The sequence below is a fragment of the Marinifilum sp. RC60d5 genome (assembly GCF_052400665.1).
Classification (GTDB): Bacteria; Bacteroidota; Bacteroidia; order Bacteroidales; family Marinifilaceae; genus JBQTGK01.
The window spans coordinates 372,361-384,517 of sequence record NZ_JBQTGK010000003.1 but is presented as its reverse complement, the minus strand read 5'-3'; the positions used below and the strand labels follow the sequence as shown (position 1 = coordinate 384,517).

The 12,157-nt window shown below is 33.7% G+C and carries 10 protein-coding genes; 3 read left to right on the top strand and 7 right to left on the bottom strand.

The annotated features are described in order from the left end of the window. Positions 1 to 148: 148 nt before the first annotated feature. From ACT3CE_RS09125 to ACT3CE_RS09115, 3 genes are all read left to right on the top strand, one after another. The gene (locus ACT3CE_RS09125) at positions 149 to 574 is read left to right on the top strand and encodes a VOC family protein (RefSeq protein WP_444709460.1); all 426 of its coding nucleotides are present in this window, start codon (positions 149 to 151) and stop codon (positions 572 to 574) included. Positions 575 to 585: 11 nt separating this feature from the next. After that, a complete protein-coding gene (locus tag ACT3CE_RS09120; protein WP_444709459.1) occupies positions 586 to 1,026 on the top strand; it encodes an NUDIX hydrolase in 441 nt (146 codons plus the stop codon). A gap of 86 nt (positions 1,027 to 1,112) precedes the next feature. Next, positions 1,113 to 1,418, top strand: a complete 306-nt coding sequence (locus ACT3CE_RS09115) for an ASCH domain-containing protein (protein WP_444709458.1) — start codon at positions 1,113 to 1,115, stop codon at positions 1,416 to 1,418. A 57-nt stretch (positions 1,419 to 1,475) separates the two neighbouring features. On the opposite strand, the gene ACT3CE_RS09110 is transcribed toward ACT3CE_RS09115, so the two are convergent. The 7 genes from ACT3CE_RS09110 to ACT3CE_RS09080 all read right to left on the bottom strand — a co-directional run bounded on the left by ACT3CE_RS09110 (position 1,476) and on the right by ACT3CE_RS09080 (position 12,154). Continuing rightward, positions 1,476 to 2,591, bottom strand: coding sequence for a lactonase family protein (locus tag ACT3CE_RS09110; RefSeq protein WP_444709457.1), 1,116 nt, complete (start codon positions 2,589 to 2,591; stop codon positions 1,476 to 1,478). 57 nt (positions 2,592 to 2,648) lie between these two features. Then, the gene (locus ACT3CE_RS09105; RefSeq protein ID WP_444709456.1) at positions 2,649 to 5,264 is read right to left on the bottom strand and encodes a heparinase II/III domain-containing protein; all 2,616 of its coding nucleotides are present in this window, start codon (positions 5,262 to 5,264) and stop codon (positions 2,649 to 2,651) included. Positions 5,265 to 5,372: 108 nt separating this feature from the next. After that, a complete protein-coding gene (locus ACT3CE_RS09100; protein WP_444709455.1) occupies positions 5,373 to 6,743 on the bottom strand; it encodes an MATE family efflux transporter in 1,371 nt (456 codons plus the stop codon). Positions 6,744 to 6,955: 212 nt separating this feature from the next. Beyond that, a complete protein-coding gene (locus tag ACT3CE_RS09095) occupies positions 6,956 to 9,358 on the bottom strand; it encodes an outer membrane beta-barrel protein (RefSeq protein WP_444709454.1) in 2,403 nt (800 codons plus the stop codon). 269 nt (positions 9,359 to 9,627) lie between these two features. After that, on the bottom strand, positions 9,628 to 10,377 hold the full coding sequence (locus ACT3CE_RS09090) for a LytR/AlgR family response regulator transcription factor (protein ID WP_444709453.1): 750 nt from the start codon (positions 10,375 to 10,377) through the stop codon (positions 9,628 to 9,630). Between the two features lie 2 nt (positions 10,378 to 10,379). Beyond that, the gene (locus ACT3CE_RS09085; RefSeq protein ID WP_444709452.1) at positions 10,380 to 11,423 is read right to left on the bottom strand and encodes a sensor histidine kinase; all 1,044 of its coding nucleotides are present in this window, start codon (positions 11,421 to 11,423) and stop codon (positions 10,380 to 10,382) included. 5 nt (positions 11,424 to 11,428) lie between these two features. Continuing rightward, on the bottom strand, positions 11,429 to 12,154 hold the full coding sequence (locus tag ACT3CE_RS09080) for a LiaF transmembrane domain-containing protein (RefSeq protein ID WP_444709451.1): 726 nt from the start codon (positions 12,152 to 12,154) through the stop codon (positions 11,429 to 11,431). Between the last annotated feature and the right edge of the window lie 3 nt (positions 12,155 to 12,157).

Here is a 12,157-nt window from a genome sequence, read left to right as displayed (position 1 = left end):
GCACAATATTAATTACGTGTTCTGTTCTGTTATGGCTCAAATGTATAAATAATATTTTAATCATTAATAAGAGAACAAATAAATTAGTAAATTGAAATACTTAATCAGAAAATACACAATAAGAATACAAATCACAAAATACATGTAAATGAAAAAACGCGTAACTGGAATAGGTGGCATCTTTTTCAAATCTAAAGATCCAAAAGCAAGCAGAGAATGGTATCATAAACATTTAGGCATTCAGTGTCCAGATGAATATGGAGGAATGTTTGAGTGGAGAAAAACAAGTAATCCGGAAGAAACAGGATTTACAGTTTGGTCTCCATTTGAAGAAAAAACAGAATACTTTCAGCCTTCGAAAAAGGATTTCATGTTTAATTACAGAGTAGAAAATCTGGAAGAACTACTAAAAGTACTAAAAGAAGAGGGCGTTGAGATTGTTGGAGAAATGCAGGAATTTGAATATGGAAAATTCGGATGGATTCTTGATCCTGAAGGAAATAAGGTGGAACTTTGGGAGCCAATCGAAGATTCTTTTAGCGATATGTACAAAGGAAAATCTACCTCAGAATAATTAAAAAACAAATGAATCTACCAATTGTTAACTTTTTAAATACACTTAGTATTCCTGAGCATGACCTCACCTACTCTATTGTTTGTTCACGCTATCGAAACAAATGGGTTTTTGTTCGTCATCGCTTAAGAAAAACATGGGAAATGCCTGCCGGACATATTGAAAATAATGAAAGTGCATTACAAGCAGCCCGCCGCGAACTATATGAAGAAACTGGAGCTACTGAATTTTCGCTACGCTTAATTGCCGACTACTCCTGCAATTGGCAAAATGAAGTGAAGTATGGACGCATTTTCTTCGCTAATATTCTACATTTGGGAAATTTACCTGAATCTGAAATTGCAGAAATTCGTTTTTTCAGAAACTTACCTGAGGATTTAACTTATCCGGATATTCAGAATGTGATATTTGAGAAAGTAAACAAATATAGGCAGCAAAACATTAAGCTTTAAAAACTAAAACGCAAAAATTATTATCCAAGCTTTGCGTTTTCTTTTTTAAACTTTGCGATCTTCGCGTAATTTTTAATTCTTTAATTATGTCGCAAATTCACTTCCACTCCGATTTCTACCAAACCATTAAAAATGGTAGTAAAAGACAAACCACCCGAGTCGATGAGTCTGTTCCCAATCTGGGAAGAGGCGAAGCTATTTTTAACAATCTACCTTCAATTCCAATTAAAATCACGAAAGTATATCACAAATGTTTTAGCAGCTTAAGTCTGAGAGAAGTACAAAAAGATGGGTTCGATTCGAAAGATGAATTGTGGTCTGTTTTACAGGGTTTTTATCCCGACCTACAGAAAACAGACCTTTTAATGCTAGTTGAATTTGAAGCTATTTAACAGAAAAAACTAAAATATAAATATCATATTTTACTTTCCAATCTATAACTTAAAAACCTATTGCCGAAAAAGAATACAAACTGGTTTAGGCGCTGCCACCTCATCTACAAAAGTGAGCAAACCCGTTTTAAAGTCTCTTTTAAAACATAGTAAATTGTTAGTGTTTTGGTTGGCTACAACTAAAAATTTTTCATCAGGACTTAAGCTGAAGTTACGAGGATGATCGCCACGAGTGGATTCATGAGCCAACAGCTGTAAGTTCCCATTATCCGATACCGCATAAATAACAATGCTGTTGTGTCCACGATTCGATCCGTATAAAAATTTTCCATCCGATGAAATGTGAATATCTGCAGTAGCACTATTCCCCTTAAAATTATCAGGAAGCGTTGTGATATTAGACTCTAATTTAAACTTATTATCGAGTAAACTAATTGTGCTGATTGTATTATTCAATTCGTTAATAACATACATATATTTTCCATTTGGGTGAAAAACTAAATGTCGGGGACCCGCACCATCGGATAATTTTAGACGATTATTCTCTGCAGCAACAAATTTATTCTCTTCAATTTTTGAAATCCACAATTCATTGGTTCCCAAATCAACACCAATTACTTTATTTGAATGTGGCTGAAACCAAATACTATGTGCATGCGCTTTATCCTGACGACCTTTGATTACTCCCGATCCCTGATGTTGATTTACATCGAACAATTCGGATAAATTCCCTAATGAATCGATTCTTAATAAACCTGTATTTCCTCCTGTATAATTAGCGGTAAGTACAATTCCCTTATTGTTAACAGTTACAAAACACGGATGAGCTCCCCCGCTCGATTTGCGACTTATCAGCTCTAGCTTTTTACCAATTTTATAGCTCTCTACACTCCCAACACCACTGTAGGTATTTATTTCGTTAACTGCAATTAGGTATTTTCCACTATTTGCAAAACTTAAATACGAAGGATTTTCTGTTTCTGCCTGTAATTGTAATTCTCCAAACTTACCCGATTCATCCATTTGTATTTTATAAATACCTTTTGAATTGGTATCTGTATAAGTTCCTAGATAAAAAGAGTAAAAATTTGTTCTATTCTGTTTCTTTTGTGTTGGATTACACGAGGCTGTAAGAACAAGAATCATCAGCAATAAAAATATAGTTCTAATCATGATTATTATATTTAATTGCCTAAAGATATACGAAATTAAAAACAGAATCTAATTTTCTTAATCCACTATAATAATTTTTCGCTTCACTTTTTTATCAAGGTATTTAATAATTAAAAAATACACACCTGCTGTGAATGTACTATAATCCAAATCGGCACGATTCCCTAAATTACTATGCTCATGCACCTTTCTTCCCACAGAATCAAAAGTACTAATCGTAAACTCTTTAATTTCGCTATCGTTTATCAGCACAATAAAATTACCCGTATTCGGATTTGGATAAACCTTCACCTGACCATCGCTCTCATCATCGGGTTCGGGTGCTGGATCAGGTTCTGGATCGGTATTCGGATTAGGATCCCCAGCCACTGTATCGCGCACAACAAGAGAATGCTGTCCTTCACCCAAATCTACGGTAAGTTCAAAAATACCAGATGAATTAGACTCACCCGTTCTCTCCAAAACATCATCAACAAAAACGCCAAAAGATGTATTACTTTTCATATCTAAAGCAAAAATTTTTATTCTTCTGTTTCCGTCAAGCGGGTTAACACTATAAAAAATAGCTGCAGTATCTCCTTTGGCATGAAACAGATACAAATTATTTTCCCAATCGACTCCAATTGTATTTTCATTCCTAAGCAGCTTTCCTCCTGCATTTGCTAGATTTTTATCATCACCTATTTTAAGGGTGTGCAAAAAAACAAGGTTTTCCACTACCTCTACTGGCTCAACCTCAATTCGCCACGATCCTGGGTGTAAATTATCAAAATCTATGTCCGCATCGGGAGGATAATTAGTTCCATTAACCCAATATTCATAAGCACTCCCGCCAATAAGTGTAGTAGTTGTAGATTCAGGCAATAATGTTCTAACAGCGATACTTCCTTTACCATTTACCGACTTATAATCCTGTCCATTATAAGTCATAATTTTATCGGCCACAGCCGAATTAAGAAGCTTACCGCTGATATCGGGTCTGTTTGCAAAATGATTAACGTACTTGGCTTTCCGCTCTTTAGAATTTATATTTAAAAGATGTAAATGATCTAAAACCAGCACCTTATCAGGTTTATGAAACAATAATCTTCGTTCGAAACGATCTAACTTATTGGAAGCATAAGAATCAGCAGCATCAGAAATATGGTAGACATAATCCTCGCCCGAAGCATAACGAATCCATTTGCCACGAATGTGATCCTTATCAAAAACCTCGTATAAATTCTCCAGTCTGTTCGTCTCTATTTGTCCTCCATCGTTAGAAGCAGATCTACCAAAATTCCCATATCCCTCCGACTCATCGAACACACAAATTGTATTGTGAGCAATGGTTCGCGAATAATAATTGTTGTAATGCGATGATCCATAAGAATCATAATAACCTGCATCGAGAATTAAAGGTTTGTCTTTTATAATGGTAAACGTATTGTTATCGCGATGTTCGTGATCGGCTCTTTTTGCAGGTGCGCAATAATACCAAAGCATTGTAGCATCATTGTTCCAGGAAGTTCTGCTTACCGCCAAACCGGTTTTATCGGCCCACCAGTTTAAAGGTGGCTGTGGATGCTTTACATTTGCTGCCTCAAAATTCTGATAAATTAATTTATTAAACACCAGAGCTGTATTGTGCACATAAGGATAGTTGGCATATATCTGCACCAAATACTGACTTCTCGGATCGGCATATTGTGCCGCATTTCGATACATTCCTCTGTCGGCCTGATCTCTATCAACAATTGCATCGCCCAAATGAATGGTATAATTATCTGGCCGATAAAAATACCAATACTGGTTTATAGATTCACGTATCCAGTCTTGTTCCTGATAATAATTTTTGCCTGTAGCATAGAGCATATCATCAAAAAGCTGATACTGATCGGGCAAGCCAAAAGTAGCATAGGCAGCTCCCCAGTTCCATCCACCATCATCATCACGAAAGTAAGCAAAAGCAGGTAAAATTCCATTCTCCCACTTATCAAATAAGACTTTATACCAGGAATCTACATCCGCTTTTTGAGAAGCAGAAAGACCTTCGGCATTATGCAAGGCCAAAGCTGCTCGCATGGTAAGCACACAATTGTAAATATTATGACTTGTTACGTAACTATTTCCAGAGCTTGTAAGTACATAATTATCCATAAAATATTCAAACACCCGAAATAAAGCTATGGCTAAATCCTGTTCTTGTTCCTCCGGAATATCATTATAAGTCCAATCTAAAAGTACGCTTCCGTAATCGCAGTTTGTTCTTAGTAGATTCTCCCTTGTATCGCCAGTATAATCATCAAAATTTAATTGATTTAAATATTCAATATACCTTGCAATAATATATTCAATTCGCTTTTGTGCTAATCCGTCGGTGCCCATTTTCAAAAGAAAAGCTGTCATTTTCGACATTCGAAATGCATCAATAGAATTAAATTGAAAATTCCATTCTGATTCATCGGAACCAACCAGATACATTGTTGGATATGTTACCCAATCTCTATCGTAACTACTTTTAAAACGAGTATATGTTTCTTCACATTCGCCAAAAGAGATATTCTCTTTTAACCAATCGAAACGATTTTGGCTCAATTCTATTCGGGGATGATTATTATTTACAAGAGGTACATCCTGCGAATAGCAGCCAAAAAGAAGAAAGAAAAATAGAAAAACCAATACACTCCTCATCACATCCCTTTATTTGTATTGATATAAATTACAAAATTTAAAGGGATTGACTACGATAAATTTGTACTCTATTCTTAATTTAGAATAAAATTAACAGTTGGTGAAATTTTAAGAGAGAGCTATTTTTGTGTTCAATTTCTTAAATTCCCAGATAATAAAAATAGCCGCTACAATTGCCGAACCAATATCAGAAATAGGTCCTGCGTACCAAACCCCATTCAAACCCATATAATTTGGAAGAATGAATAAGATTGGAATTAATAAAATAACCTGTCGCATTAATGTTAACAAAGCAGAAATTCCTGCTCGCCCGATAGATTGAAAATAATTTCCCACAATAATTTGAAAACCCACAATAGGAAGCGCAATCATAAACACTCTTAAACCTTTGGTTCCCACCTCGAGCAATTCTTTATTGTTACTATTAAAAGCCAGAACTAAAGCTTCCGGAAACAATTGAACAAGAATCCAGCCAATTACAGCAATAACTGTAGCTGCAAACATACTAATTTTTAAAGTCTCTTTTACTCTCGAGAAGTTCTTTGCTCCGTAATTAAAACCAAAAATAGGCTGTGCTGCCATATTTATAGCAATAATGGTCATAACAATTAACATTGCTACTGAATTTATAATTCCCATGGCAGCGATAGCTATATCATTACTAAATTTCACCAGTTGTATATTGTATAGACCTTGCACAAAACTTCCTGCAAGCTGCATAGAAAAAGGAGCAAATCCAATGGTAATAATATAGATCACAATTTGTCCGTTAGGCTTAAAATTACTAGCTCTTAACTTTATAACCGATCTTGAACTTCGAAAATGTTTAATTACCCAAATACATAGTATAAACTGAGATATAATGGTTGCCCAAGCTGCGCCTGCTACTCCCATATTTAAAGCAAAAATAAAAATAGGATCTAAAATGATATTTGTTCCTGCACTAATTAGCATTGAATACATGGCAATTTTAGCGTTGCCCTCTGAACGAATTAAATTATTCATCGAGAATCCAACAACGTTAAAAATTGCACCATATAAAATTATATTAAGATATTCGTTGGCAAACATCATGGTATCTTCTGCTACACCAAATAAATGTAAAAGAGGATCTTTAACCGCAAATCCAATGGCTGTAATAATTACCGATACAATAATCATTAATATAAATGAATTTCCTAAAACCCATTCGGCGCGGGAAAAGTCTTTCTTCCCTAAATTAATAGATATTCGAACTCCGGCACCCATTCCTATAAGCATACCAAATGCCATTAAAATTAGCATTATTGGAAATACTGCACTTAAGCCCGAAAGTGCATTCGCACTAATTCCCTGGCCAATAAAAATACGATCGACAACATTATACAAAGAGTTAATTACAACACCTGTAAATGCGGGCAGAAAGTATTTCCATAGTAAGCTGCGAACCTTGGAATTTTCTAATTCGTATACGTTTTTAGTATTCTTGTCTGTATTCATAAAGTGGCGCAAAGGTATTAATTATGCAGCCTAATAAACATGAATCCTCTTTTAAATATCTTAAAAATAGATGAAACATGAGTACTTGCAGGTAAAAACGCAAAACATATCTGTAAAAAACACTTTTCAAAATTACTGGTAAATAGAAAATCTTAGCAGCTAAAATAAAAAACCTCGCCATTTGGCGAGGTTCATGTTTCAAGTAATATTGCTTATATATCCATTTCGGAATGTCGCATTCCTGATTTTTTAGGTTTGGCCCTTAAAATACCATATCGTTTCCCAAAATAATATCGGAAACTAAGTTTTGCAATCTGCGTTTCCCGATATAGAATCTCTTTATTATAAAATTCGGAATCGGAAGAGTGCACCTTAAATCTGAAAGTATTAAAAATATCATTTGCTGTAAACGAGATAACTCCCTTTCCTTTTAAAACTCTACGACTCATACCTAAATCCAGATAATATAAATTCTGATATTTTCCCTGAGCTGTTAATATTTCCGATTGATATCTGAAGCTTGTCTGCAATTTAAACAATTTTTTAAAGTTCATCATTGAAGTAATTTTCCCTTCAAGTTCCCACATATTAGAAAACCCAAAATTAAAATTGTCTCCCGGATCTATTTCTTCATATATACCAGCCACATAAGCATTTAAACTCCACCAATCGTTTAATTTTGTAGATGTTTCAAACTCCAGAGCCGAAAATAATTTAGATTCGAAATTACCATAAGAAACCACTGCCTGTCCCTCATCATTTATACTTCTATACTGATTAATTAGCTTATTATAATAATTAAAATAAAGTGTTGTTTTATAACTGATTTTATCCCTGTCAAATGCCATCGACATTTCAATATTATCATTGTAATAAGCATTAATACTTTGGGAACCCAAACGTTGATTTTCGGGATCTCTTAAATTCTGAAAAGGATTTAACATGCCTGAATTGGGACGATAAATCATTCTATCGTAAGCCAGTTGAAATTGTTTTTTATCAGAAAATGCATAAGATAGATGTACACTTGGAAACAAATCAAAATAATCATCCTGAAAATCACTATTGGTTTCTATGTCAGAGTACTCGGCTCTTACTCCTAGTTCATATTCAAATTTACCTGCTATTCCTGTGTACATAGCATATAAACCATGAATATTTTCTTTATAATTAAATGCCGTCGATAAATCATACTGGTCTTCGTAATCAATTTCATTGGATCTATACAAATATCCTGTTTCAAACTTTCCATTATCGCCAAAAGGATGTACATAATCGATTTGACTAAGTGTCTCTTTCCTTGCTGTTTTATAAAAATCAGATGTGGAATTACTCTTATTTTCAGGGCTTCCATCGAACCAATAATAATCCCCACTATTGTCTGCTCTATTGTCGGTATGAGCAAAATCAAGCGATAGACTTTGACCTTTTTTAGTAAATTTATGGATATAAGATGCATTGTAAACCCATGATTGCAAATCGAGATCAACAGCGCTTGTTCTATAGCTTAAATTGGGAATTGCACTACTCAGCAAATCCTGATTCACATAATCATAAGTTCCATTCCAATTCTGAAGAATATCACGATAAGTTGCCGAAATAGTAAAAGTATTATTATTATTAATTAGGTAATCCATCCCCAGTTTCCCAACATGATAACGATTACCAAAATCAACATCCGCATTTTCCGTCATCAATGTATTCTGTTTATAAATTAGTCTCTCTACATGATAATCACGGTTGGCCCAATCTGCTTTGTAATTGTAAGCCCCAAAAAAATTTACTTTTCCGGTACGCATGTTTGCACTAAAACTCCCCGATTTCTTATCTTTTGTACCAATAGTTGCAGAAGTGCTTCCATTAAACCCTTTTGTTCTATTTCTCTTCATAATAATATTAACAATACCTGAAGAGCCAGAGGCATCATATTTTGCCGACGATGTACTTATTAACTCAACTCTATCAACATCGGATGCAGATAAAGTACTTAGTACCTCGGATGGATTCATTCCTAACAGTCCACTTATTTTTCCATCGATTAAAATTTTCACATTTGAACTACCTCTGAACTGAACATCGCCATTGGCATTTACACTTAGCTTAGGAATTGTGGTAAGCACTTCGGTAACTGTTCCTCCATCAGCCAAAGGCGATTTAGAAATATTATAAACTGTTTTATTCAATTCTACACGAGCAAATTCTCTTTGTCCCTGCACAGTAACTTCCGACAGAGCTTCTGTATCAACACTTAATACAATAGGGGTCTGTAATACTCTTTTCTCTACGCCGTTTAGAGTAAAATTCTCGCCTACGAAAGAATTAAATCCGATGTATTCGACCTTCAGAAAATACTCACCAGCTTTAAGCTGATTGATCACAAACACTCCTTTTTTATTACTTATTGCACCTTTTATAAAAGAAGAGTCTTTTACTGAATAAACAGAAATAGTAGCAAATTCGAGTGGCTTTTTGTGTTGACTTTCGATAATTTTACCTTGAATTATCGAAGTTTGAAGCTTTTCGGATTGATAATTAGCAAAAGCTGTACTTGAAGTAAAAAAACAGCCTATTATCAGGATAAAAGCACCTAAGACATAATTAAATTTAAAATTCATTACGATTTTCAGATTAGGATTAGGATTATAATGTAGTTGGGCCTGACAAATATATGATATTATGTTGATATAGCAATGTGGAACATAAAAAAATATCACAACATTAATCACAAAAATAACCTAATATATCCTACATAATAGGTATTTCATTCATTTTTTCACACTTTATAATTTTTGTATTTTGATTAAAGAACTACAAATAACACATCACACAAAAAGCCATTCATCTAATGTAGACTAATGGCTCTTATCCCCATATTTCATCCTAATTATAATTCCAATTGTTTTTTTAAAAGTTTAAACCCATTGCGGCTTACCTTTAAACTCTCACCACTTTTTAGAACAACTACCCAACTATCTTTTTCGTAGGGTTGCAATTGTGATATTTGATCGATACGCAAAAGATAAGATCGATGAATTCTACAAAAATCTTTAGGATTAAGATGAGTTTCGAAATATTTCATTGTTTTTTGCTTTAAATATTTCCCCTGACTTGTGTAAATCATCACATAATCATCCTGAGCTTCGAAATACTTAATTTTATCAACTGCAATAACATCTATTTTATTTCTCGATTTCACAACCACTCTATTAATCAGTTGACTTGAAGAATCGTTATGAGACTTTATTTTTTCTATTTGCTTGTTGGAATCTGCACTTTTTATTCTCTCTTTGGCTTTGCTTAGTGCGTTTTTAAATCGATCGCCCGAGAATGGCTTCAATAAATAATCGATAGCATTGTGTTCAAAAGCCTTAATTGCATATTCGTTATAAGCTGTTGTAAATACGATATTACAGGGCTTATCGAGAAGCTCAAGCATTTCAAAACCGGTTAACTTTGGCATTTGCACGTCTAAAAAAACAAGATCAGGATTCAAATCATTAATTGCTTTTAAGCCCTGAAAACCATCGGAATATTCTCCGAGTATTTCTATTTCCAATTCTTGACTAAGAAAAGAACGTACTAATTCTCTTGCTAATGCTTCGTCATCGATTATAATTGCCTTAATTGTTTCCATTGCTATTTTATTTGAGGAAATTCCAGATAAACAATAAACTTATTTTCGGTCTGATTTACTTTCATTAGATCGTTACGACCATAAATTAAACTTAAACGTTCTTTTATATTTCGTAATCCTATTCCATTTCCTTCTTGTGGCACCGAATCAGGATCAAAATTATTACTTATTTCAATTTTTAAATTATGCTTATCGGAAGTACAAACTGTGCTAATTGTTACAGGTTCGAGACTTTCGTGAACTCCATATTTTATAGCATTTTCGTATAATGGCTGTAATATTAAATTAGGAATTTTTAAATTCTCGCAACAAGAATCCATATTAAATTCTAACATTAACCGGTCACCAAACCTTACCTTTTCAATCTCTAAATACAAACGAATATTTCTTATTTCGTTAGCCAAACTATTTAACTCTTTTAAATCCTGATCTAAAGAATACCGAAGAAACGAAGACAGCTTAACAAGCATCTCTCTAGATTGTTCTGGCCTTGATAAAGTTAATGAACTAACTGAATTTAAACTATTAAATAAAAAATGAGGATTAATTTGAGATTTTAAAGCCGTTAATTCAGCCTCTTTAACCAAATTTTTCAATTCCGATTCCCGCAATAGTTTATCTTTAAAATTTTGATAATAAATAATTAGGTAATAAACCATTACCAAATAATCGTAGACAAAAAATGTAAATAAAATTTGCCAGTGAAGCGGAACTATATAATAGTCTTGCTCTGCCCCAAATAAACCAGTTCTTATTTGATAGGCACTGGAAACCCAAATTCCGACTACAATAATCCCTGCTGCTAAATGGTGTAAAATAAAACCTAAAATACCTGAATCTTCGATGCTCGTATAGCGAACCACATACCACACACAAGCACCTAAAATTAATAAAGGCAAAGAAAAACTCAGCGAATTTATTAATGCAATAGAAGCAGAACTTCCTTCGAAGTACCAATCAACAAAAAATAAAATTGTCACAAATAATCCCCACAGGGAAATATAAATAAGAAATCCGTTTCGATGCTGAAGTAAAGGATGTTTCATTTCTATTATTTATACGATTTAATTTCACATCCTCCTAAGGCTACAAATCCTTTTATAACAAGCTCTTTTTTGGGCTCAACAATATAATTTGTTGTAGGAATACGTTTATCCGCAACACCTCCCAGCACAGCTGATACTTCTACTCTCACATCCCAATCCGAAGGAATAATTAGCACACAACCACCAAACATAGCAAAAATATCAATCACATTTGTTCCTTCGGCCAGATCGGCATGAGTTAAATTTAATTCTGTTCCTCCAAACAAGCAAGTAATTTTACCACCTTTAAAATCTTTGGTATTAATCATTTTCTCACCTCCACCAAAAACATTCAACTCATCTATATAATCCAATTTATTATCTGTTCCTTTTTGATGATTTGGCATGTTCTCATTTCGTCTTCGGATAATAAATACACCTACAACAATAAGTATAACCGGCCAAAATAGCCCTCTCCAATGAAATCCCCAATTAAATAGTAAGGGCAGCAAAAATATGCCTCCAACTGCCATAAGAACAAATCCGGTTGTTTTATCTTTTTTACCAACATAGAACAATGCGCCTAAACCAAACAATAATGCTGGCCAGGAGAATAGTACAGCTTCCATATAATATGGAATAAAATCCATATTTTTTAAAACCAATAAACATCCAAATACGATAAGAAAAATACCAAATACAATTCGATTACTTTCCTTGTTTTTATTTTCAGATTCGTGATGATGTCTCATATC